Origin of the sequence: Methyloversatilis universalis EHg5 (assembly GCF_000378945.1) — a bacterium.
Classification (GTDB): domain Bacteria; phylum Pseudomonadota; class Gammaproteobacteria; order Burkholderiales; family Rhodocyclaceae; genus Methyloversatilis; species Methyloversatilis universalis_A.
In genome coordinates this window covers 928,525-951,813 of the sequence record NZ_KB900539.1, presented here as the reverse complement: position 1 = coordinate 951,813, position 23,289 = coordinate 928,525, and the positions used below count along the sequence as shown (strand labels likewise).

Sequence of the window (23,289 nt, the reverse complement as noted above, 5' to 3'; positions counted from 1 at the left end):
CGTCCTCCGGTAGAGCGCGCGACAGGCCGCGCGCTCAGGGTTGTCGGGCCAGCACGACGGTGTCGCGCTCGCCGCTGTTGAGCTGCACGCTGCCCGCCATCACGCGCCCTTCCGGGCCGATGCGCAGGGCGAGATGGCCGGTATCGACCACGAAGCTGCCCTCACCGCTGCCTCCTGCGCTGGCAATCACCACCGCCAGGTCGGCGCGGTCAGCCGACAGCCGGCCTTCAGCAGTGAAGATGATGTGGCTCAGTGGCGCGGCTTTCATCGCCGCAAGCGTGTCGAGATAGACGCGCCAGTCCGGATCGTTGTCGATGCGCACCGGCTCGGAACGCAGCTGCAGGCGGTCGCCCTGCTGCCGGATGGACAGCGGAATGCGGTCGCCGTCGGCAGTGGTGAGCAGCCAGCGCCCCTCCAGAAGGCCGCGTTCCTGCTCGACCGTCCTCACCTCCACCGGGCGCGGTGGCGCCGGCTCGGGCCCGGCTGCGGTCGTGGGCAGCACCAGATCATCCGTGGTGGCGTAGCGCACGCCGGCGATGGTGGCCAGCAGCGCCGCAGCGGCCAGTGCCCAGCGCAGCGCATGAATGCGCGGGCGGGGTGTTGCGGCCGCGCCGGCCCGGCTCACGCCCAGCCGCTCGATATCCCCCACGATGCGCGGCAGGTCGAGGCGGCTCCAGTCGTCGGTGCGCAGCGGCAGTGCATGACGCTCGGTCACCAGCTGGATGGAGGATGGCAGATCGGCGGCGAGCGGCATCGGCGTGCCATCGACCCTCAGCGGCATCAGCACCGCGCTGGCATCGATCGCCGATTCGACTTCGAGGCGCACCGGGTCATCGACGTCATGGATGCGCAGCCGACCGTCCGGATGACGGGCACCGGCGAAGCCCTGCGTGATCAGCAGAAGCACCACCGGGCGGTGGCCGATGGCACGCGCGATCTCCTGCCGCCAGCTGCTGCCTCCGCGCAGGTCCTGCCGGTCGAGAAAGACCTGATCGTCGCCGAACACCCGGCCCAGATCGTCGGCCAGCCTGCTCGCGTCCTTGGCACCATCGACGGTGCGATAGCTGATGAAGATGCGGTTCATGCGCGCCACCGGAAGCGGGCCGGCCTTCGCGCCGCATCTTGCGAGGCCTGCCCGGGCGTGTCCGTCCTTCAGCGGCCGGACACCATTGTTTGCAGTCTATGCCCTCAGCAAGGGTGCGGCCACCCGCCCGATGGACGATGGCGCGGCATGACCGCATCCGGCGGAACTTCTTTCGCAACGCAACACTCGATCCACCCCGGGATTGCAACCGGGAGGCCTAATGTTAGACACCGTCGTGCTGTTCTTCGCGCTGGGCTTCGCCGCCCGTCTGGCGAAGTCGGAACTGAAACTGCCGGCGCCGCTGTACGAGGCGCTGTCCATCTACCTGCTGCTCGCCATCGGCCTGAAAGGCGGCGCTGAACTGGCGAAGCAGAATGTGCTCACCGTACTGCCGCAGGTGGGCGCGGTGCTGCTGCTGGGCGTATTCACCGCCCTGCTCGCCTTCGCGCTGCTGCGCGCCGGCCGCATCGCACACGCCGACGCGGCGGCGATCGCCGGCCACTACGGTTCGGTCAGCGTGGTCACTTTCGCGGTCGCCTCCAACACGCTGGTGTCGCAGGGCATCGACTTCGAGGCGGTGATGCCGCTCTTCCTGGTGCTGATGGAGGTGCCGGGCATCGTGGCCGGCATCCTGCTCGCGCGCCTGCTCGGTCCGCGCGACGCCTCCACGCCAGTGGCCTGGGGACCGCTGCTGCACGAGGTGTTTCTCGGCAAGGGGCTGGTGCTGCTGGTCGGCGGCCTGCTGATAGGCTGGGTCGCTGGCAGTGACGGTCTGGCGCCGATGAAGCCTTTCTTCGGCGACCTGTTCAAGGGCACGCTCTGCCTCTTCCTGCTGGAAATGGGCCTGGTTGCGGCCGGCCAGATCGGCGGCCTGAAGCGTGGCGGTCTGTTCCTCGCCGGCTTCGCGATCGTGATGCCGCTGCTCGGCGCCATGATGGGCACCGCGTTCGCGCTGATGATGGGGCTGTCGGTCGGTGGCACCATGCTGCTGGCAACGCTGGCGGCCAGCGCGTCCTACATCGCGGCACCGGCGGCAATGCGCATCGCCATTCCTGAAGCCAGCCCGGGGCTTTCGATCACCTGCGCGCTGGCGATCACCTTTCCGTTCAACCTGCTGGCCGGCATCCCGATCTATCTGTGGATGGCGCGGCTGGCGCATTCGATGGCGGGCTGACCATGAACACGCATCCGATCAAGCTGGTGGTGCTGGTATGCGAAGCGGCGCTGGAAAAACCGCTGTGTGCCGACGTGAAACGGCTGGGCGCGCGCGGCTACACCGTGGTCGACGCGCGTGGCGCCGGCCGGCGCGGCGAGCGCGACGGGAGCTGGGACGAGGACCGCAGCATACGGATGGAGGTGCTGTGCGACGCACCGACCGCCGATGCCATCCTGAACCATGTGCAGGCGGCCTACTTCCGCAACTACGCGATGACGGTCTATACCGCCGACATCGGCGTGCTCCGGCCCGAGAAATTCGGGCCGAGCTGAGTCGGGCCGGGCTGAGTCGGGCCAGGCCGAGTCGTTCAGAGCACGCGGGCGAGACGGGCCAGCACGCGCTCGCGGCCGAAGGCTTCGAGCACCGCGTCGATCGACGGCGTCTGCGGCTGGCCAAGCAGCGCCACACGCAGCGGAATCGCCACCTGCGGCATCTTCAGGCCGCATTCGGTGCAGGTTTCCTTGATCGCGGCCGACAGCGCGGCCTTGTCCCAGGCCGCCGCTTCGAGCCGGGCCGACAGCTTGCGCAGCGCGTCGCGCGCCGGGTCGGTCAGGTGCTGGGCGATCAGTTCCGGCGCAACGTGCAGGTCGATAAAAAAGGCCTCCAGCGCGTCCGCCAGTTCGACCAGCGTAGCGACGCGGTCCTTGTAAAGCGCGACCAGCGGCTCGAGCGCCGGGCCGGCTTCCGGATCGACGCCGCGGCGAGCCAGACGGTTCGCCACGTCGGCCGCCAGCCAGGCGTTGTCGGTCTGCTTGATGTAATGAGCGTTCAGCCAGCGCAGCTTTTCGGTGTTGAACTGGGCGGCGGACGGCGTGATGTGGTCGAGGTCGAACCACTGCACGAACTGCTCGCGCGAGAAGACTTCATCATCGCCGTGGCTCCAGCCCAGGCGCGCCAGATAGTTGATCACCGCCTCGGGCAGATAGCCGTCCTCGTCGTACTGCATCACGCTGACCGCGCCGTGGCGCTTGGACAGCTTCTGACCGTCGTCGCCGAGGATCATCGACAGGTGGGCGTACTGCGGCACAGTGGCGCCGAGCGCACGCAGGATATTGATCTGGCGCGGCGTGTTGTTCACGTGGTCGTCGCCGCGGATGACATGGGTGATGCCCATATCCCAGTCATCAACGCAGACGCAGAAGTTGTAGGTCGGCGTGCCGTCAGCGCGGGCGATGATGAGGTCGTCCAGCTCCTCGTTGGCGATCGCGATGCGGCCCTTCACCTGGTCTTCCCACGCCACCACGCCGTCCAGCGGGTTGCAGAAGCGGATGACTGGCTGCACGCCTTCCGGCGGCGTCGGCAGCGTCTTACCGGGCGCCGGGCGCCAGCGACCGTCGTAACGCGGCTTTTCGTTGTTGGCGCGCTGGCGCTCGCGCAGCGCATCGAGCTCTTCCGGCGTCGTGTAGCAATGGTAGGCGTGGCCCCGCTCCAGCATCTGCGCAATCACCGCCTTGTAACGGTCCATGCGCTGCATCTGGTAGAACGGGCCTTCGTCATGACCGAGGTCCAGCCACTGCATGCCGTCGAGAATGGCCTGCACCGCCTCGGGCGTCGAACGGGCGACATCGGTGTCCTCGATCCGCAGGATGAACTGGCCGCCGTGGCGGCGCGCATACGCCCATGAAAACAGCGCGGTACGGGCGCCACCGATATGCAGATAACCGGTGGGACTGGGGGCGAAGCGGGTGCGGACAACCTGTGACATGACGGTGCGGACTCCAATGTGAGCCTGCAATTGTAGCGCGACGCGAAAGAGCATTTGACGCCGCCGGTTCCGCCGGCTATTATTCGCGCCCTGTCACGAATACAGGGCAGTTAGCTCAGCGGTAGAGCACCGCCTTCACACGGCGGGGGTCAGTGGTTCGATCCCACTACTGCCCACCACATTCAGGGCCCGAGTCCAGCGATTCGGGCCCTTTTTCTTTTCCGGCGCCCGCCGGGCCGTATCCGGTTCAAGCTTTCCGCGAGGTGCCGGCCGCCTGACCGCGCTACACTGCGCCCGCCCTGTAGCCTGTCGCACCACTTTGACGCGCGGCCCAGGAAAATATACATTCACGTCTGTTTGTATAAATCCCCCACAGTTTTCATGGTCAGACGGACGAAGGAAGAAGCGGAAGCGACACGGGTGCAGCTGCTCGATGCGGCCGAACGCTGCTTCCGGGAAAAGGGCGTGGCCAGCACCACGCTGGACGACATCGCAAAGGCCGCCGGCCACACGCGCGGTGCGGTCTATTGGCATTTCGAGAACAAGGCCGACATCTTCGAGGCGGTGTGCGAGCGGGTAGTCACCCCGATGCAGGCCATGCTGGGCGATCTGGCGGCCGACCCGGGCAGCGATCCGCTGGGCTATCTGCGCAAGGACGCCATCCACGTGCTGCGCATGCTGAGCGAATGCGAGCGGGTGCAGTCGGTGTTCGAAATCAAGTTCTGCAAGCTCGACGGCGGCCCGGATTTCGACCGCCTGCGCCGTGCCGAGCTGGAAACCCACGGCCGCTGCCTGTCCATGCTCGAAGTCATTTTCGAAGCGGCAGTCCGGCGCGGACAGCTGCCCGCTCACGTCGATCCCAAGGTGACCGCTGAGGCGATGCACGCCTTCATCGGCGGCCTGATGCGCAGCTGGGTGGAGCGCCACGATTTCGATCTGCGCGCGCACGCACCGTGGCTGGTCGATACCTTCCTGACCGGCCTGCGCAACGCGCCAGTACCGGAAGCATCGACCGACTGAGTCGCGCCGTCGGAAAACAGAAAGGCCACCCCGCGGGGTGGCCTTTTTTCATGGCGGGCGCTGAACGCCCTTGTTTATTGCTGTACCGGATCAGGGCTGCTTGGGCGCCTCAACCAGCTTCTGGTTGATCTTGACCGGGTAATCCTTGCGCAGCGCGGTGATGTAGGACGCAAAATCGTCCTGCGACACGGTCTGTTCAAGCTGGGCCTTGATCGCCTGGATGCGTGCCGGATCCAGCGCTTCCTTCGGCTGCTTGACCGCGCTGATGCGGAAGACGGCGTAACCACCATTGTCCATCGGGAAGCCGAGATAGGCCGGCAGCTTGTTGGCCGGCGCATTGAAGATGGCCTTCACCATGACCGACGCCGGACCCTGCGCCTGGGCGCGCGACACGTCCTGCGGCGGCGACCACACCAGCGGAGCCTCTTCGCCGGCGCGCAGCTTGGTCAGCGAGCTTTCGCCACGTTCCAGCGCCAGCTTGCGGCCGGCTTCGAAACCCAGCTTCTTCTCGATGTCTGCCTGCACCGATTCGAACGGCTTGATCGACGGCGGAATCTGTTCGAGCACGCGAGCGGACACCAGGGTGTTCGGCGCGGTCTCGACCGCCTGGGTATTGCGGCGGTTCTTGATCGCGTCTTCGGCGAAGATGGCATCGCGCAGCTTCACGTTGTCGAACGGGGCCGGCATCAGCATGCCCTTCGGAATCAGCGGGCTGGTCCTGACCTGCAGGCCCAGCTTTTCCGCCGCCGGCGCCAGGCTGTCCGCCTGTTCGTAGACCGTGTTGCTGAAGGTTTCCGCCAGCTCCGCGAAGCGGCGGCGCGCGGCCTGCTTCTTCAGTTCGTCGGTGATTTCGGCACGCGCCTGTTCCAGCGTCTTGCCCTGACCGCCGCGCACGTCTTCGAGCTGGATGATGTGGTAACCGAAATCGGTTTCCACCAGACCGCTGATTTCGCCCTTCTTCAGCGAGAAGGCGACTTCCTCGAACGGCTTCACCATGGTGCCGCGGCCGAAGAAGCCGAGATCGCCGCCGTTGTCCTTGGAGCCCGGGTCATCCGAATTGGCCTTGGCCAGTTCGCCGAACTTCGCCGGGTTCGCCTTCAGCTGTTTGAGCAGCGCATCGGCCTTGTCCTTGACCACCTTGCGCTCTTCCGGCGTCGCCCCCTGCTTCACGCCAAGCAGGATGTGACGGGCCTTGCGTTCCTCGCCCTGCATGTACTTGGACTGGTTGGATTCAAAGGCCTTGCGCACCTCCTCTTCCGCGATGTCCATCCTGGCGGCCAGCGTGGCTTCGCTCAGCATCAGGTACTCGACCTTCACCTGCTCGGGGACGGCGAATTCCTTCTGGTTGTCGTCGTAATACTTGCGGATCTGTTCCGGCGAGATCTTGATCTGTTCGATGAACTCGAAGGGCGTGATGATGGCTTCGCTCACTTCGCGCTCTTCCTGCTGCATCTGCGCCCAGCGACGCGCCAGCGACGGCGGCACGAAAGAACTGCCGGCAACGCCTGCGTACAGCTGGCGCATCACGAGGTCCTGCCGGATGCGGGCCAGCAGGCCGTCACGGCTGTAGCCCTGGGCCTGCGCCACCTGATCGAAACGTGCTTCGGAGAACTTGCCATCGACCTGGAAGCCCGGCACGCCGGCGATGATCTGGCTCATGCGGCCGTCGGACACGGTCAGGTGCTGGCGCTGCGCTTCCTGCATCAGCAGGCGCTGGCTCACCAGGCCTTCGAGCACCTGGGTGCGCGCTTCCGGTGTGTCCATCATCTTGGGATCGAATTCCTCGCCGGCCATCTCGCGCAGACGGTCAGTCTGTTCGCGCAGCGCCTGCTGGAACTCTTCCGGGACAATTTTCATCTTGCCGACCACTGCCGCGTCTTCGCGTGCGGAATCCCGGTTCATGTAGGACTCAACGCCGAAGAATGCGAACGGCAGCACCATCAGCAGCAGGATGATCTGCACCACGCGCTTGTTGTTGCGGACTGCATCGAACATAAGCACCTTTCGCGGAACCCGGCTTTCCGGGCGCGGAAATGAAAAAGGCGAACTGTCGTTCGCCCGCTGTCAGTGTTGGCGGAGTGGACGGGACTCGAACCCGCGACCCCCGGCGTGACAGGCCGGTATTCTAACCAACTGAACTACCACTCCTGATACAGCGCATCCGGGCGTGTGGTGGGTGCTGACGGGCTCGAACCGCCGACATTCGCCTTGTAAGGGCGACGCTCTACCAACTGAGCTAAGCACCCGCTCGGACCGGCATGGAGCCGGCTGCAAAAAACAGCCCGCGATGATACCTCACAAGAGGAAGTTCGCGGGCTGTCGTGCGGCAGCTTTCAGTGCGTAAGGACCGTGCTCGCGGCAGCGGGTTCCTCGACCTTGGCGACCACTGCCGCCGGATCGGCTTCGGGCAGCGGATCGGGTTTGCGCTCGAGCGCACGCTCAAGCACATCGTCAATCCACTTCACCGCGACGATTTCGATCGAGTTCTTCAGGGTGTCCGGCATGTCGGCCAGATCCTTGACGTTCTCGTGCGGAATCAGCGCGGTGCGAATGCCGCCACGCACCGCAGCCAGCAGCTTTTCCTTCAGGCCACCGATGGCCAGCACTTCGCCGCGCAGCGTGATCTCGCCAGTCATGGCGACATCTGCACGCACCGGAATGCCGGTCAGCGCCGACACCAGCGCGGTCGTGATGGCGATGCCTGCGGACGGACCGTCCTTGGGCGTCGCGCCTTCCGGGAAGTGCACGTGCAGGTCGGTCTTCTCGAACACTTCGTCCTTGATGCCCAGACGGCGTGCACGCGAGCGCACCACAGAACGCGCTGCTTCGACCGATTCCTTCATCACGTCACCGAGCGAACCGGTACGCTGCACCGCGCCCTTGCCCGGCATGGTGGCCACTTCGATGGTCAGCAGTTCGCCGCCGACTTCGGTCCAGGCCAGACCAGTCACCTGACCGATCTGATTGTCCTTTTCGGCGATGCCGAAGGTGTAACGGCGCACGCCGAGGAACTTGTCCAGGTTCTTCGCGTTGACCACGACCTTGGACGAGCGCTTGCGCATCACCAGGCCCTTCACCACCTTGCGGCAGATCTTGGACACTTCGCGTTCGAGCGCACGCACACCGGCTTCGCGGGTGTAGTAGCGCACGATGTCGCGCAGCGCGTCTTCGGTGACCGACAGCTCTTCCTTCTTCAGGCCGTTGTTCTTCATCTGCTTGGGCACCAGGTAGCGCTGGCAGATGTTGACCTTCTCTTCTTCCGTGTAGCCGGACAGACGGATCACTTCCATCCGGTCCAGCAGCGGCGCGGGGATGTTCAGCGAGTTCGCAGTCGCGACGAACATGACGTCCGACAGGTCGTACTCGACCTCGACGTAATGGTCGACGAAGGTCGAGTTCTGTTCCGGATCGAGCACTTCGAGCAGCGCCGACGACGGATCACCGCGGAAGTCCTGGCCCATCTTGTCGACTTCGTCGAGCAGGAAGAGCGGGTTCTTCACCGCAACCTTGGTCATGTTCTGCAGGATCTTGCCCGGCATCGAACCGATGTAGGTACGGCGGTGACCGCGGATTTCGGCCTCATCACGCACGCCGCCGAGCGCCATGCGCACGAACTTGCGGTTGGTCGCCTTGGCGATCGACTGGCCAAGCGAGGTTTTGCCCACGCCCGGAGGACCGACCAGGCACAGGATGGGCGCCTTCAGCTTGTCGACGCGCTGCTGCACCGCCAGGTATTCGAGAATGCGTTCCTTCACCTTCTCGAGACCGTAGTGGTCGCGGTCAAGAATCTTCTCGGCTTCAGCCAGATCCTTCGAGATGCGCGACTTCTTGCGCCACGGCAGACCAACCAGCGTTTCGATGAAATTGCGCACGACGGTGGCTTCGGCCGACATCGGCGACATCAGCTTGAGCTTCTTCAGCTCGGATTGGGCCTTGGCGATGGCTTCCTTGGTCATGCCGGCCGCCTTGATCTTCTTCTCGATTTCTTCGAGATCGGCGCCGTCCTCGCCCTCACCCAGTTCCTTCTGGATGGCCTTGACCTGTTCGTTCAGGTAGTACTCGCGCTGGCTCTTCTCCATCTGCCGCTTCACGCGGCCACGGATGCGCTTTTCGACCTGCAGGATGTCGAGTTCGGTTTCGAGCTGCGACAGCAGGCGCTCAATGCGCTCGGCGGTGCCGAACAGTTCGAGGATGTCCTGCTTCTGTTCCAACTTGAGCGGCAGGTGAGCAGCCACCGTATCCGCCAGACGACCGGCTTCCTCGATGCTGGACAGCGAGGTCAGGATTTCCGGCGGGATTTTCTTGTTCAGCTTGACGTACTGGTCGAACTGGCTGATCAGCGCACGACGCATGGCCTCGATCTCGTGCGAGGTCTGTTCCACCGCAGGCACCGTAGTGACCTGGGCCATGAACAGCGTCTTGATGTCCGCGATGTCCTCGACACGCGCACGCTGCGTGCCCTCGACCAGCACCTTCACGGTGCCGTCCGGCAGCTTCAGCATCTGGAGGATGTTGGCGACGCAACCGATGCGGTACAGATCTTCCGCACTCGGCTCGTCCTTGGCGGCCGACTTCTGGGCCACCAGCAGGATGCTCTTGCCGGCTTCCATCGCCGACTCGAGTGCCTTGATGGATTTCGGGCGACCGACGAACAGCGGGATCACCATGTGCGGGAACACGACCACATCCCGCAACGGCAGCAGCGGCAATTCGAGTTGCTCGGGAACGGTTTGGAGGCTGGACATTGCAATTCCTTAACGCGACAGTGTCAGACAGATTGGGGCGGCACTTCCCGAATCAAGCCGCCCCGGCTCCGGCACCCGCGCAGCGCGCAAACCGACGCGCGGGTTTCAGTTCGAACCGGACACCTTGGGCTGTTCGGCGAACAGCATGATGGGCTTGGTATCGCCCTGGATCACGCCTTCGTCGATCACCACCTTTGCGACATTCTCGACGCCCGGCAGTTCGTACATGGTGTCGAGCAGGGCCGCCTCGATGATGCTTCGCAGGCCGCGGGCACCGGTCTTGCGCTTGAGCGCCTTGCGAGCAATGGCCTGAAGTGCGCCGGGGCGCACTTCCAGTTCCACGCCTTCCATCTGGAACAGCTTCTGGTACTGCTTGATCAGCGCGTTCTTCGGCTCGATCAGGATCTGGATCAAAGCTTCTTCATCCAGTTCCTGCAGGGTCGCCACCACCGGCAGACGGCCGACGAATTCCGGAATCAGACCGAACTTGATCAGATCTTCCGGTTCAACTTCCTGCAGCGCCTCACCGGCGCTGCGGCTGTCACGGCTCTTCACCTCCGCTCCGAAACCGATGCTCACGTGTTCGGTGCGATTACGAATCACCTTCTCCAATCCGTCAAAGGCACCGCCGCAGACGAACAGGATGTTGGTGGTATCGACCTGTACGAAATCCTGGTTCGGATGCTTGCGCCCGCCCTGCGGCGGCACGCTGGCCACCGTGCCTTCGATCAGCTTCAGCAGCGCCTGCTGCACCCCTTCGCCCGACACGTCGCGGGTGATCGACGGGTTGTCGGACTTGCGCGAAATCTTGTCGATCTCGTCGATATAGACGATGCCCTGCTGCGCGCGCTCGACTTCGTAATCGCACTTCTGCAGCAGCTTCTGGATGATGTTCTCGACGTCCTCGCCGACATAGCCGGCTTCGGTCAGCGTGGTCGCATCCGCCATCACGAAGGGCACGTTGAGCAAACGCGCCAGAGTCTGTGCCAACAGCGTCTTGCCCGAACCGGTCGGGCCGACGAGCAGGATGTTGCTCTTCGACAGTTCGACCTCGTCCTTGCGCGACATGTGGCGCAGGCGCTTGTAGTGGTTGTACACCGCCACCGCGAGGATGCGCTTGGCCGGCGACTGCCCGATCACGTACTGATCGAGGATTTCGCAGATTTCCTTCGGTGACGGCAGGTCACCGCGCGAACTCTTGCCCGCCTGCTCGTTGCTGATCTCGTCACGGATGATGTCGTTGCAGAGATCAATGCACTCGTCGCAGATGAAGACCGACGGCCCGGCGATGAGCTTCTTCACCTCATGCTGGCTCTTTCCGCAGAAGGAGCAGTACAGCAGCTTTTCGGAACCCGATTTCTTGTCGGTCATGAGTCAACTCCAAACTTGACAGGTACGTCACCCGGCACGCGGTAGTCCGCGTATCAGGCCGCCGAGCTTTCCGCGCGGGTAGTCAGCACCTTGTCAATGATGCCGTATTCGCGCGCCTGTTCGGCCGACAGGAAATTGTCGCGGTCGGTGTCGCGCTCTATCGTTTCGATGGGCTGCCCCGTGTGCTGCGACATGATGGTGTTCAGCTTCGCGCGCAGCGTGAGGATTTCGCGGGCGTGAATTTCGATGTCCGAAGCCTGGCCCTGGAAACCGCCCATCGGCTGGTGAATCATCACGCGCGAGTTCGGCAGGCATGCACGCTTACCTTTGGCACCTGCAGACAGCAGGAAGGCACCCATGCTGGCGGCCTGGCCAATGCACAGCGTGGACACGTCAGGCTTGATGAACTGCATCGTGTCGTAGATCGACAGCCCTGCCGTCACCGAACCGCCCGGCGAGTTGATGTAGAAGAAGATGTCCTTGTCCGGATTCTCGGACTCGAGGAACAGCAACTGAGCAACGATCAGATTGGCCGTCGTGTCGGTCACCGGACCGACCAGAAACACCACGCGTTCGCGCAGCAGACGCGAGTAGATGTCGTAGGCACGTTCGCCCCGACCACTCTGCTCGATGACCATGGGCACCATGCCCAGACCGACGGTTTCCGACATCATTCCTTAAGCTCCCGGACGGGGCCGCAAGCGGCCCCTCTGTCTATCATTCAAGCAAACATCGGCACCGACGTCGCTGGCGACACGCTGAAGAACGCTATCAGTTGGTCGCCATCAGATCGTCGAACTCGACCGGCTTGTCGGCTACCTTAGCGACACCGAGCACCCAGTCAACCACATTGTCCTCGACGACCAGCGCTTCCACCTGTGCAAGACGTTGCGTATCGCTGTAGTACCAGCGAATCACATCGGCCGGATCTTCGTAGCTTTGAGCCTGTTCTTCGACCACGGCGCGGATTTGTTCCGGCTTGGCATACAGTTCATTCTTCTTGACGATCTCGGCCACCAGCAGACCCAGGCGCACGCGACGCACCGCCTGATCGGCAAACCACGCTGCCTCGACCGGAATGTCCTTAACATTCATGCCGCGCGATGCGAGATTGGCACGCGCCTCTTCAGCCATGCGCTGCGATTCCTGCTCGATCAGTGCCGTCGGTACGTCGAAGGTATGCGCTTCGATCAGCAGATTCATCACTTCGTTCTTGACGCGAGCCTGCAGGCGCTTCTTCACCTCGCGCTCGAGGTTGGTCTTCACGTCGGCCTTCAGCTGGGCCACGTCACCCGAAGGCACACCCAGCGACGCCGCGAAATCGGCATTCACTTCCGGCAGTACCGGCGATTCGACCGACTTCAGCTTGACTTCGAACTGTACCGTCGTACCAGCGAGATCCTTCGCCTGATAGTCTTCCGGAAAGGTCAGCGAGAAGGTCTTTTCCTCACCTGCCTTCATGCCTTCGACATTGGATTCGAAATCGGGCAGCATCGCGCCCACGCCAAGCACGACAGGGAAATCTTCCGCGGTGCCGCCATCGAAGGCCTCACCTTCACGGGTGCCACGAAAATCCATGACCACGCGATCTTCCTTGGCAGCCGCCTTGTCGGCAGCCACATAGGAGACACGCTGCTTGCGCAGGACTTCCAGCGTCTTGTCGACTTCTGCGTCACCCACCGACAGAGTGGCGCGATCCAGCGCCTTGTCCGACAGATCGGCAGTCTCGATCTCCGGATACACCTCGAAAGTGGCGCTGAAGAACACTTTGCCGGGTTCGGACGACTCCAGCGGCTCGATTTTCGGAAAACCTGCCACACGCAGATTCTGTTCGCGCACTGCGGAACCGAAAGCCTGTTGCACTGCTTCGGTGAACGCCTCCGAACGCGCCTGAGCAGAATACTGCTGCTCGACGATCTTCATCGGCACCTTGCCCGGACGAAAGCCCGGCATCTTGACGGTACGTGCCATGCGCGCGAGACGGGTCGCGACGTTCTTTTCCACATCCGCGGCGACCACCGACATGTTGATCTTCCGCTCGAGAGTGTTCACGGGTGAGGTGTTCTGCGCCATTAGCGAATGTCCTTGAATCGAAAGGGAAAGTTACGCGTGTTTTTGCGAAGTACCGCGATCGCGGATAGCCGTCAAGAATAGCACACAGAGCCAGCCCTTGTCCGTCGCTCGGTGACCCACGGTATCGAACGGCCTGCATTTTCGATGCTGACGTCGAGCTTGATGTAGTCGTAGGTGCTATCTGGATGCGTGTTTGATTCGCACAAACACGAACGCCCGATCACTGATGAGTGATCGGGCGTTGTGTTGTTGGGTAGCCTGGCGCTGACCTACTTTCGCGAGCGGATTGCTCACTATCATTGGCGCGGCTGCGTTTCACGGTCCTGTTCGGGATGGGAAGGGGTGGTTCCACAGCGCTATGGGCACCAGGCTGAAGCTTTGTCATGGAGGCGCGAGGTGCATCGGGCCGCCATGTGGAAGAAGTAAAGGATTGGGGTGATTGTGTGCGCGAGGCACTTTTGATCACCGGTGCTGTTTCAACGATTTGTTGAGCACACGGTTATAGGGTCAAGCCGCACGGGCAATTAGTACTGGTTAGCTTAATGCATTACTGCACTTCCACACCCAGCCTATCAACGTGGTGGTCTTCCACGACCCTTCAGGGGGATCGAGTCCCCGGGAAGTCTCATCTTGAGGCGAGTTTCGCGCTTAGATGCTTTCAGCGCTTATCTCTTCCATACTTAGCTACCCGGCGATGCCACTGGCGTGACAACCGGTACACCAGAGGTATGTCCACTCCGGTCCTCTCGTACTAGGAGCAGGCCCCCTCAAACTTCCAGCGCCCACGGCAGATAGGGACCAAACTGTCTCACGACGTTTTAAACCCAGCTCACGTACCACTTTAAATGGCGAACAGCCATACCCTTGGGACCGGCTACAGCCCCAGGATGTGATGAGCCGACATCGAGGTGCCAAACTCCGCCGTCGATGTGAACTCTTGGGCGGAATCAGCCTGTTATCCCCAGAGTACCTTTTGTCCGTTGAGCGATGGCCCTTCCATACAGAACCACCGGATCACTATGTCCTGCTTTCGCACCTGCTCGACGTGTCAGTCTCGCAGTCAAGCTCGCTTTTGCCATTGCACTTTAGGTACGATGTCCGACCGTACCAAGCGAACCTTCGAACTCCTCCGTTACCTTTTAGGAGGAGACCGCCCCAGTCAAACTGCCTGCCATGCACGGTCCCCGACCCGGATTCACGGGCCTAGGTTAGAACCTCAACGACACCAGGGTGGTATTTCAAGGATGGCTCCTCGTGATCTGGCGACCACGTCTCACAGCCTCCCACCTATCCTACACAAGTCCCGTCAAAGTCCAATGCAAAGCTACAGTAAAGGTTCATGGGGTCTTTCCGTCTAGCCGCGGGGAGATTGCATCTTCACAAACATTTCAACTTCGCTGAGTCCCAGGAGGAGACAGTGTGGCCATCGTTACGCCATTCGTGCAGGTCGGAACTTACCCGACAAGGAATTTCGCTACCTTAGGACCGTTATAGTTACGGCCGCCGTTTACCGGGGCTTCGATCAAGAGCTTGCACCCCATCACTTAACCTTCCGGCACCGGGCAGGCGTCACACCCTATACGTCCACTTTCGTGTTTGCAGAGTGCTGTGTTTTTATTAAACAGTCGCAGCCACCGATTCTCTGCGACCCCGTTTGGCTCCATCCGCGAGGGATTTTACCTACTAGGGGCATACCTTCTCCCGAAGTTACGGTATCAATTTGCCGAGTTCCTTCTCCTGGGTTCTCTCAAGCGCCTGAGAATTTTCATCCTGCCCACCTGTGTCGGTTTGCGGTACGGTCAATCCATGACTGAAGCTTAGAGGCTTTTCCTGGAAGCGTGGTATCTAGCACTTCAGAGCACGTGGCTCCTCGTCATCACATCTCGGCTAAGCCGCGCGGATTTGCCTACGCAGCACGCCTACCTGCTTAAACCGGGACTTCCAACACCCGGCTGCTATAACCTTCTCCGTCCCCCCATCGCATCATGGACTGGTACAGGAATATTGACCTGTTTCCCATCGACTACGCCTTTCGGCCTCGCCTTAGGAGCCGACTCACCCTACGCCGATGAACGTTGCGTAGGAAACCTTGGGCTTTCGGCGAGCGGGCCTTTCACCCGCTTTATCGCTACTCATGTCAGCATTCGCACTTCTGATATCTCCAGCATCCGTTACCAGACACCTTCGCAGACTTACAGAACGCTCCCCTACCATATGTCTTACGACATATCCGCAGCTTCGGCTCGTGGCTTGAGCCCCGTTACATCTTCCGCGCAGGACGACTCGACCAGTGAGCTATTACGCTTTCTTTAAAGGATGGCTGCTTCTAAGCCAACCTCCTGGCTGTCTATGCCTTCCCACCTCGTTTTCCACTTAGCCACGCATTGGGGGCCTTAGCTGGCGGTCTGGGTTGTTTCCCTCTTGACGATGGACGTTAGCACCCACCGTCTGTCTCCCATGCTCGCACTTCTCGGTATTCGGAGTTTGCTATGGCGGGGTAGATCGCAATGACCCCCCCAACCATTACAGTGCTCTACCCCCGAGAGTGATACATGAGGCACTACCTAAATAGTTTTCGGGGAGAACCAGCTATTTCCAAGTTTGTTTAGCCTTTCACCCCTATCCACAGCTCATCCCCTAATTTTTCAACATTAGTGGGTTCGGACCTCCAGTACCTGTTACGGCACCTTCATCCTGGCCATGGATAGATCACTTGGTTTCGGGTCTACGCCCAGCAACTGAATCGCCCTATTCAGACTCGCTTTCGCTACGCCTCCCCTATTCGGTTAAGCTCGCTACTGAACGTAAGTCGCTGACCCATTATACAAAAGGTACGCAGTCACCCCTTTCGAGGCTCCCACTGTTTGTATGCATGCGGTTTCAGGATCTATTTCACTCCCCTCCCGGGGTTCTTTTCGCCTTTCCCTCACGGTACTGGTTCACTATCGGTCGATCACGAGTATTTAGCCTTGGAGGATGGTCCCCCCATCTTCAAACAGGATTTCACGTGTCCCGCCCTACTTGTCGCACGCTCAGACCCGCCATCTACTTTTCGCATACGGGACTATCACCCTGTATCGTCGGACTTTCCAGACCGTTTTGCTAAGTAAATGGTTTAGTCGTGCAGGCTACTCCCAGTTCGCTCGCCACTACTTTGGGAATCTCGGTTGATTTCTGTTCCTCGAGCTACTTAGATGTTTCAGTTCGCTCGGTTCGCTTCCTCTGGCCTATGTATTCAGCCAGGGATGACCCTTACGGGCCGGGTTTCCCCATTCGGACATCTGCGGATCAAAGCTTCATTGCCAGCTCCCCGCAGCTTTTCGCAGGCTTGCACGTCCTTCATCGCCTGTGATCGCCAAGGCATCCACCACATGCACTTATTCACTTGACCCTATAACGCTGTGCTCGACTTGCGTCTCACACCGCACTACAGGATAGTTCTCAAGCGCTCGCGCTATCTATCCCACCGCTGGTTCAAAGTGGTGGGACGATGCAATCACTACCCATGAGATGCCAGCGCGGTTGAAACGCTGACATCCCTTTACTTCTTCCAAATTTTTAAAGATCAAACTTCGCACCCTTGCGGGTGAGGTCTGGGCAGCATTTCTGCACCCCACGCCTCACACTCAAAGCTACGGCAACAAGTACAGCCGACATCCCGGCCAGAACCAGATGGTGGTGGAGGATGACGGGATCGAACCGACGACCCCCTGCTTGCAAAGCAGGTGCTCTCCCAGCTGAGCTAATCCCCCTATGCCCTCATTCAGGCAATCTGGTGGGTCTGGTTGGGTTCGAACCAACGACCCCCGCCTTATCAAGACGGTGCTCTAACCAGCTGAGCTACAGACCCGGTCTTTCCAGGGTCGGGTGCTCACTGCGGAATCAGCATCTCTGCCTCTCCCGAGCTCCTTGCCCTTGTTGCTTCTATAACAGCCGATAGGTTGTGGACACGTCGCAGTCGTGACTCTAGAAAGGAGGTGATCCAGCCGCACCTTCCGATACGGCTACCTTGTTACGACTTCACCCCAGTCATGAATCTCACCGTGGCGACCGCCCCCCTTACGGTTAGGCTAGCCTCTTCTGGTGAAACCCACTCCCATGGTGTGACGGGCGGTGTGTACAAGACCCGGGAACGTATTCACCGCGGCATGCTGATCCGCGATTACTAGCGATTCCGACTTCACGCAGTCGAGTTGCAGACTGCGATCCGGACTACGATCGGCTTTCTGGGATTGGCTCCACCTCGCGGCTTGGCAACCCTCTGTACCGACCATTGTATGACGTGTGAAGCCCTACCCATAAGGGCCATGAGGACTTGACGTCATCCCCACCTTCCTCCGGTTTGTCACCGGCAGTCTCATTAGAGTGCTCTTGCGTAGCAACTAATGACAAGGGTTGCGCTCGTTGCGGGACTTAACCCAACATCTCACGACACGAGCTGACGACAGCCATGCAGCACCTGTGTTACGGCTCTCTTTCGAGCACCCCCACCTCTCAGCAGGGTTCCGTACATGTCAAGGGTAGGTAAGGTTTTTCGCGTTGCATCGAATTAATCCACATCATCCACCGCTTGTGCGGGTCCCCGTCAATTCCTTTGAGTTTTAATCTTGCGACCGTACTCCCCAGGCGGTCGACTTCACGCGTTAGCTGCGGTACTCAATGAGTCTCCTCACCGAACACCTAGTCGACATCGTTTAGGGCGTGGACTACCAGGGTATCTAATCCTGTTTGCTCCCCACGCTTTCGTGCATGAGCGTCAGTATTGGCCCAGGGGGCTGCCTTCGCCATCGGTGTTCCTCCACATCTCTACGCATTTCACTGCTACACGTGGAATTCCACCCCCCTCTGCCATACTCTAGCTGTGCAGTCACAAGCGCAGTTCCCAGGTTAAGCCCGGGGATTTCACACCTGTCTTACACAACCGCCTGCGCACGCTTTACGCCCAGTAATTCCGATTAACGCTCGCACCCTACGTATTACCGCGGCTGCTGGCACGTAGTTAGCCGGTGCTTCTTCTTCAGGTACCGTCATTAGCAAGCTATGTTAGAGCTCACCGTTTCGTTCCTGCCGAAAGAGCTTTACAACCCGAAGGCCTTCTTCACTCACGCGGAATGGCTGGATCAGGGTTGCCCCCATTGTCCAAAATTCCCCACTGCTGCCTCCCGTAGGAGTCTGGGCCGTGTCTCAGTCCCAGTGTGGCTGATCATCCTCTCAGACCAGCTACAGATCGTTGCCTTGGTAGGCCTTTACCCCACCAACTAGCTAATCTGACATCGGCCACTCCAATCGCGCGAGGTCTTGCGATCCCCCGCTTTCTCCCTCAGGACGTATGCGGTATTAGCACTTCTTTCGAAGTGTTATCCCCCACGACTGGGCATGTTCCGATGTATTACTCACCCGTTCGCCGCTCGCCACCAGGGTTGCCCCCGTGCTGCCGCTCGACTTGCATGTGTAAAGCATTCCGCCAGCGTTCAATCTGAGCCAGGATCAAACTCTTCAGTTTAATTCCCAAAACTCGTCAGAATTCACAGGTATAAGCTTTCGCTTAAAACCTTTGATTCGTATGAGCACTTCAATTTAGTTGTCATGCGACCAACCATCACCCCGGTCACCCGGAAACGACAGCTGCTCGCCATCTCAACCACAACGTGCCCACACCTATCGGCTGTTTGGTTTGTTAAAGAGCGCACTGCAAACCTTGCCAGCAAGTTGCTGGTTGCGGGGACAGGATTTGAACCTGTGACCTTCGGGTTATGAGCCCGACGAGCTGCCAGACTGCTCCACCCCGCGTCAGGGAGAAAAAGATTATGGCAGGACGAAAGGGGTAGGTCAACACCTTTCTCCAAATTCTTTTCATCTCGCGTAGAGCCCCCAGCTTTCGCTTGCCGCCCTTGTGGCAGCATCGACACTCCACAAGTAGGGAGCGACGTTGTCGCTCGACACCATGCATATATATAGAGAGGCGCTGCCCGGTCCCCGGGCGACAACGCGACGCCGCCAACTCGAGCTTCTGATGATAGCCGCCGCGGCCGTACTCACCTTTCTGGTCAGTTCCCGCACAGAGCTGTATGAAAGCCTGCATACGGCGCTGGAACGATACGAAGGCTTCCAGGCAGACGAGCTGGTGTTCGTTCTGCTCAGTCTGCTGGCCGGTCTGGCCGTATTCTCCCTGCTGCGCTGGCGCGAGGCCCGGCGCGAACTTCTGTCCCGCATTTCCGCCGAACGCGCATTGCAGCGGCTGGCGGCCCGCAACCGTGATCTAGCTCAGACGCTGATAGGACTGCAGGAAGCGGAACGTCGCCGCATCGCGCACGAACTTCACGATCACTTCGGCCAGAGCTGCAACGCTATCCGTATCGACGCGGTATTCCTGTGCAAGGCGTTGCCGGACGATGCGATCGAACAGGCTGCGGCCTCGCGTATCGCCGACATGGCGGATGAGCTTTACCAGACCGTACGCGGCCTGCTGTACGAACTGCGACCGGCCGCTCTGGACAGCCTCGGTCTGGTCGGTGCTCTGCAATCCCTGTGCGAGTCCTGGGAAGAGCGTACCGAGGTGAGCTGCGCACTGCTGCCGTCGGGCGAACTGTCTGATCTTGGCGAACAGATCAATATCGCGCTGTTCCGCATCGCGCAGGAATCCCTGTCCAATGTAGTCAAGCACGCCCGCGCCAGCCACGTACGGATATCGTTGCGCCGGGAAAGCGAAGCTGGCCCGATCGAGCTGGAAATCGAGGACGATGGCGTCGGGCACGATGCGGCAAGCGTCCGCGCCGGCCTTGGCTGGCTGGGAATGAAGGAACGTGCGTCGATGCTGGGCGGCGAACTGACGATCGGGCAGAGCCGGCTTGGCGGCGTGATGGTCCGCTGCCGCATACCGGCTGCACCCCGGTCCGAGCAACGCATCTATACAGAAACAGAACAGGAGAACCGATGATCGACGTGCTTCTGGTGGACGACCACCCGGTGGTGCGCTCCGGATATGCCCGCCTGCTGGAAACCGGCGGCGACATCCGGGTCGCGGCCGAAGCCGCGGATGCTGATGCCGGCTACGCCGCATATATACAGCACATGCCGGGTGTGACCGTGACCGACCTGTCGCTGCCCGGATCCAGTGGCATCGACCTGATCCGTCGCATCCGCGCCCGCGACCCCGGTGCCCGGGTGCTGGTATTCAGCGTCCACGACGAGGCGGTCGTCGTGGACAAAGCCATACAAGGCGGCGCCTGCGGCTTCATCAGCAAGCGCAGCGCACCGGAAGTGCTGCTGGAGGCCGTCCGAGCGGTCGCCCGTGGGGAACGCTATTTCAGCGAGGACGTACGCAAGGTGGTCGAAGCGCGGGCGCCCGATTCCGAACGTGCGGTGATCAACGCGCTGTCGCCACGTGAATTCGAAGTGTTCCGCCTGCTCGCCCAGGGCATGTCGGCCGCCGAGTGCGCCACCACGTTGAATCTGAGCCAGAAGACAGTCGCCAACTACCAGGCGCTGATCAAGGAGAAGCTCAACGTCGGCACTTCTGCCGCCCTGGTTCACCTTGCACTGCGTCTGGGCATCGTCGGCGGCTCTCCGGACAGACTCGTGTCCGACGACTGATTCAGGCTCCTGACACTCACGAAGCACCGCCGTCTTTTGCCCGACCGCATCTCGGGAAAATTTCCCGAGATGCGCGCCCTCCTCTCCGTTATCGTCCATCGCGACTTCCGGTCAGCCGTGTCGTCACTGCGAGCACGCCATCAGAACGTGCAGCCCCCGAAACGAGAGGAGTGAAAACGTGAGCACCCATCACGGCGCAGCCGCCCTGCGCCTGACGCCGATCGCCGCACTGATCGGCACCGCCTTCGCCCTGGCGCCGCTTTCCGCGGCCTATGCCCAGACCGTCGCCCCCGCAGTCGAAATCGTCGGCACCTCGCCGGTGCCCGGCCTCGATCGCCCGAAGGACGAAATACCGTCCAACGTGCAGTCGATCCGCCGTGAAGCACTGCGCGATACCGGTGCCGCCGGCCTGCCGGAGCTGCTGGGCAGCCAACTGATGAGCGTCAACGTCAATGAAATCCAGGGCAACCCCTACCAGGCCGACGTGAATTACCGCGGCTTCACCGCCAGCCCGCTGCTCGGCACGCCGCAAGGCCTGTCGGTGTACCAGGACGGGGTGCGGGTGAACGAACCTTTCGGCGACATCGTGAACTGGGATCTGATCCCGCGTAACGCGATCGCCTCGATCGACCTCATCCCCGGCTCGAACCCGCTGTTCGGTCTGAACACGCTGGGCGGCGCGCTGTCGATCCGCACCAAGGACGGCTTCAGCCACGCCGGTACCGGCATCGAAGCCTATGCCGGCAGCTTCGGCCGGCACGCGGTCACCGCCGAGCACGGCGGCAACAACGGGGAACTGGGCTGGTACTTCACCGCAACCCGCTTCAAGGAAGATGGCTGGCGCGACCTGTCGCCGTCGGACGTGAACCAGTTCTTCGGCAAGATTTCGCACCGTTCGGCCAAGCACGAGCTGGATCTGAACATCACGCACGCCAACAGCGACCTGATCGGCAACGGCCTCACGCCGCTGTCCTTCTACGAACAGCGCAAGCGCTCGATCTTCACGTCGCCGGACAACACCCGCAACCAGATGACCATGGTGTCGCTGACCGGCGGCTACTGGCTGGACGACGAACAGAAGCTGTCGGGTACCGTCTATGTGCGCAAGAATAATGTGCGCACGCTGAACGGCGACGTGAATGACGAGTTCGCGGCCCCCGGCGACCCGCAGGGCGTGCTGAACCGCACCCGCACCCGCCAGACCGGCTATGGCTTCAGCGCGCAGTGGGCACACATCCGTGACGACCGCCAGCTGGCCGTGGGCACGACCTTCGATCACAGTCGCACCAAGTTCCAGCAGACCGAACAGGAAGGCGATTTCCTGCCGGACCGTTCGGTCACGCCGACCGCCGCCGAAGAGGATCCGGATCCCAAGCTGCGTGGCCGCAGCCAGACCTGGAGCCTGTTCGCCACCGGCACCTGGAAGCCGATCACCGACGCCACGGTGTCGCTGTCCGGTCGCTACAACCACACCAGCGTGCGGACGATGGACCAGCTGGACGCCACCTCCAGCCTGAACAGCGATTACACCTACAGCAAGATCAACCCGGCCCTCGGCGCCACCTATGCGCTTTCGCCGGCGGTCACGCTGTACGCGAACGCGCAGCAGGGCAACCGCGCGCCCAGCCCAATCGAACTGGGCTGTTCCGACCCTGCGCAGCCGTGCAAGCTGCCCAACGCGATGCAGGCGGATCCGCGTCTCGACCAGGTGGTCACCCGCGGCATCGAGATCGGCGCACGCGGCACCGCCGGCCCGGTGCGCTGGAACGTGGCCGCCTTCGGTGCGATCAACCGCGACGACATCCTGTTCGTGGCCAGCAACACCGTGGGCCAGGGCTATTTCAAGAACTTCGGCAAGACTCAGCGCAACGGTGTCGAACTCGGCCTGTCCGGCGACTACGGCCGCTTCGGCTGGCATGCCGGCTACACCTGGGTGGATGCCACCTACCGTTCCAGCGAGTGCATCGTTTCGGCCGAAAACTCCGAAGCGGGCAATCAGGGCTGCGGTGCGGACAACATCCGGGTCGAATCCGGCGACCGGATTCCTGGCATCGCCGAGCACTCGTTCAAGCTGGGCCTGAACTGGCGCGCCACCGACTGGCTCACGCTGGGTTCGGACGTGGTCACCCACTCCGGCGTCTATGTCCGCGGCAACGAGAACAACGACCACGACGATCACGGCAAGACCTCCGGCTTCACCTTGGTCAACATGGTCGCTGATGCGCGTCTCGGCGGTGGCTGGTCGGTGTTCGCGCGGGTGAACAACGTGTTCGACAAGCGCTACTTCACCGCCGGCCAGATCGGCGAGAACCCCTTCGTCGGGCCGAACAACAGCTTCGACACGACCGGCGGTTCGCGTGACGAAACCTTCTACGCACCGGGCGCCCCGCGCGCTGGCTGGGTGGGGGTGCGCTACCGCTTCGGCGGCTGACGAAAGGCCACGGTGTATCGCCTCGCGCGATACACCGTCCGCAGAAAGACA

At 61.6% G+C, this 23,289-nt stretch carries 13 protein-coding genes, 6 tRNA genes and 3 rRNA genes; 7 read left to right on the top strand and 15 right to left on the bottom strand.

Annotation, left to right across the window (positions count from 1 at the left end; genetic code table 11):
• Window positions 1-34 precede the first annotated feature (34 nt).
• Window positions 35-1,084 carry a toll/interleukin-1 receptor domain-containing protein gene (locus METUNV2_RS0104350; RefSeq protein ID WP_036271168.1) on the bottom strand — a complete coding sequence of 350 codons (1,050 nt, stop codon included), beginning with the start codon at window positions 1,082-1,084 and terminating at the stop codon, window positions 35-37.
• Between the two features lie 220 nt (window positions 1,085-1,304).
• Here METUNV2_RS0104350 and METUNV2_RS0104345 point away from each other — a divergent pair, with 220 nt between their 5' ends.
• Window positions 1,305-2,258: a sodium-dependent bicarbonate transport family permease gene (locus METUNV2_RS0104345; RefSeq protein WP_018228273.1), complete on the top strand. Its 954-nt coding sequence runs from the start codon at window positions 1,305-1,307 to the stop codon at window positions 2,256-2,258.
• A 2-nt stretch (window positions 2,259-2,260) separates the two neighbouring features.
• Complete coding sequence (locus METUNV2_RS0104340) at window positions 2,261-2,572, top strand: P-II family nitrogen regulator (protein ID WP_026187859.1); 312 nt, start codon at window positions 2,261-2,263, stop codon at window positions 2,570-2,572.
• Window positions 2,573-2,607: 35 nt separating this feature from the next.
• Here METUNV2_RS0104340 and gltX read toward each other — a convergent pair whose 3' ends face one another.
• Window positions 2,608-4,005, bottom strand: coding sequence for a glutamate--tRNA ligase (gltX, locus tag METUNV2_RS0104335; protein ID WP_018228271.1), 1,398 nt, complete (start codon window positions 4,003-4,005; stop codon window positions 2,608-2,610).
• Window positions 4,006-4,109: 104 nt separating this feature from the next.
• On the opposite strand from gltX, the gene METUNV2_RS0104330 reads away from it, so the two are divergent.
• Window positions 4,110-4,184 (top strand) — tRNA-Val (locus METUNV2_RS0104330).
• A gap of 202 nt (window positions 4,185-4,386) precedes the next feature.
• A complete protein-coding gene (locus METUNV2_RS0104325; RefSeq protein ID WP_026187858.1) occupies window positions 4,387-5,025 on the top strand; it encodes a TetR family transcriptional regulator in 639 nt (212 codons plus the stop codon).
• 90 nt (window positions 5,026-5,115) lie between these two features.
• On the opposite strand, the gene METUNV2_RS0104320 is transcribed toward METUNV2_RS0104325, so the two are convergent.
• The 13 genes from METUNV2_RS0104320 to METUNV2_RS0104260 all read right to left on the bottom strand — a co-directional run bounded on the left by METUNV2_RS0104320 (window position 5,116) and on the right by METUNV2_RS0104260 (window position 19,004).
• Window positions 5,116-7,020 carry a SurA N-terminal domain-containing protein gene (locus METUNV2_RS0104320; RefSeq protein ID WP_018228269.1) on the bottom strand — a complete coding sequence of 635 codons (1,905 nt, stop codon included), beginning with the start codon at window positions 7,018-7,020 and terminating at the stop codon, window positions 5,116-5,118.
• Between the two features lie 76 nt (window positions 7,021-7,096).
• Window positions 7,097-7,173: transfer RNA gene (locus METUNV2_RS0104315), tRNA-Asp, on the bottom strand.
• A 22-nt stretch (window positions 7,174-7,195) separates the two neighbouring features.
• Window positions 7,196-7,271: transfer RNA gene (locus tag METUNV2_RS0104310), tRNA-Val, on the bottom strand.
• A gap of 87 nt (window positions 7,272-7,358) precedes the next feature.
• Window positions 7,359-9,770, bottom strand: coding sequence for an endopeptidase La (gene lon / locus METUNV2_RS0104305; RefSeq protein WP_026187857.1), 2,412 nt, complete (start codon window positions 9,768-9,770; stop codon window positions 7,359-7,361).
• Window positions 9,771-9,875: 105 nt separating this feature from the next.
• Window positions 9,876-11,141, bottom strand: a complete 1,266-nt coding sequence (clpX, locus tag METUNV2_RS0104300) for an ATP-dependent Clp protease ATP-binding subunit ClpX (RefSeq protein WP_018228267.1) — start codon at window positions 11,139-11,141, stop codon at window positions 9,876-9,878.
• A gap of 53 nt (window positions 11,142-11,194) precedes the next feature.
• Window positions 11,195-11,815, bottom strand: coding sequence for an ATP-dependent Clp endopeptidase proteolytic subunit ClpP (gene clpP / locus METUNV2_RS0104295; protein WP_018228266.1), 621 nt, complete (start codon window positions 11,813-11,815; stop codon window positions 11,195-11,197).
• A gap of 97 nt (window positions 11,816-11,912) precedes the next feature.
• Window positions 11,913-13,214 carry a trigger factor gene (gene tig, locus METUNV2_RS0104290; protein ID WP_018228265.1) on the bottom strand — a complete coding sequence of 434 codons (1,302 nt, stop codon included), beginning with the start codon at window positions 13,212-13,214 and terminating at the stop codon, window positions 11,913-11,915.
• A 256-nt stretch (window positions 13,215-13,470) separates the two neighbouring features.
• A 5S ribosomal RNA gene (rrf, locus tag METUNV2_RS0104285) occupies window positions 13,471-13,584 on the bottom strand.
• A 133-nt stretch (window positions 13,585-13,717) separates the two neighbouring features.
• Window positions 13,718-16,605 (bottom strand): 23S ribosomal RNA (locus METUNV2_RS0104280).
• Window positions 16,606-16,890: 285 nt separating this feature from the next.
• Window positions 16,891-16,966 (bottom strand) — tRNA-Ala (locus METUNV2_RS0104275).
• A 21-nt stretch (window positions 16,967-16,987) separates the two neighbouring features.
• Window positions 16,988-17,064 (bottom strand) — tRNA-Ile (locus METUNV2_RS0104270).
• Between the two features lie 120 nt (window positions 17,065-17,184).
• A 16S ribosomal RNA gene (locus tag METUNV2_RS0104265) occupies window positions 17,185-18,717 on the bottom strand.
• Together the 16S, 23S and 5S rRNA genes with 3 tRNA genes alongside form the textbook arrangement of a ribosomal RNA operon.
• A gap of 210 nt (window positions 18,718-18,927) precedes the next feature.
• A tRNA-Met gene (locus METUNV2_RS0104260) sits at window positions 18,928-19,004 on the bottom strand.
• Window positions 19,005-19,143: 139 nt separating this feature from the next.
• Between METUNV2_RS0104260 and METUNV2_RS0104255 the strand changes: the two genes are divergently transcribed.
• The 3 genes from METUNV2_RS0104255 (at window position 19,144) to METUNV2_RS0104245 (ending at window position 23,238) form a co-directional block, all read left to right on the top strand.
• Window positions 19,144-20,151, top strand: a complete 1,008-nt coding sequence (locus METUNV2_RS0104255; protein ID WP_232415606.1) for a sensor histidine kinase — start codon at window positions 19,144-19,146, stop codon at window positions 20,149-20,151.
• Window positions 20,148-20,807, top strand: coding sequence for a response regulator (locus METUNV2_RS0104250; RefSeq protein WP_018228263.1), 660 nt, complete (start codon window positions 20,148-20,150; stop codon window positions 20,805-20,807). Before METUNV2_RS0104255 ends, METUNV2_RS0104250 begins: the two co-directional genes overlap by 4 nt.
• A 178-nt stretch (window positions 20,808-20,985) precedes the next feature.
• Window positions 20,986-23,238 carry a TonB-dependent receptor gene (locus tag METUNV2_RS0104245; RefSeq protein ID WP_018228262.1) on the top strand — a complete coding sequence of 751 codons (2,253 nt, stop codon included), beginning with the start codon at window positions 20,986-20,988 and terminating at the stop codon, window positions 23,236-23,238.
• Window positions 23,239-23,289: the final 51 nt, after the last annotated feature.